General features: G+C 67.3%; 1 protein-coding gene. It reads left to right on the top strand.

Translation table 11 applies throughout. The annotated features are described in order from the left end of the window. Nucleotides 1-528: LuxR C-terminal-related transcriptional regulator (locus AC1D00_RS44145; protein WP_477015080.1), on the top strand; the 528-nt coding region annotated here is incomplete at its 5' end. Nucleotides 529-648: the final 120 nt, after the last annotated feature.

Genomic DNA, 648 nt, shown 5'->3' with positions numbered 1-648 from the left:
GCACTAGGCGAGGCGACACCGCGCGTGCTGCTCACCGATCTCAGGCTTCCCGACGGCCACGGCGTCGAGCTGATCCGCGAGGTCCGGCAGCGCTTTCCCGATACCGAGATCATGGTGATCTCGGCGCTCGGCGACGAGGAGAGCGTGATCTCCGCGATCACGGTCGGCGCCACCGGCTACCTCCTCAAGGACGCCTTCCCCACCGATATCGCCACCACCGTGCGCGATCTGGTCGCCGGCCATTCGCCGATCTCGGCCTCGATCGCCCGCTTCATCGTGCGGCGAACGCAAAATTCTGCGGAGCCGCCGCCGGGCCCCGCACTCAACACCGCAAGGCTGACCCCGCGCGAGATCGACATCCTCTGGGGCATCGCCAAGGGTTTCAGCTATGCCGAGATCGCGAGCCATCTCGGCCTGTCCAGGCAGACCGTGCCCGGGCACATCAAGAACATCTATCGCAAGCTCGAGGTCCACACGCGCAGCGAAGCGGTGTTCGAGGCGGTGCAGCAGGGCCTGATCAAGCTGTGAGCGAGATCGCGGCGAAGGCAACGATCAAACCCGCGCGGCGCCGGCTGCTGGCCGCGCGCCTCGTGCCCTACCTGCTGCTCCAGGCGTTGATCGTGATCGCCACCATCCTCGGGCTGCGGC

The sequence above is a fragment of the Bradyrhizobium sp. P2_E8 genome (assembly GCF_056403875.1).
The sequence above is the reverse complement of the archived record's forward strand: the minus strand, read 5'-3'. Positions and strand labels throughout refer to the sequence as shown.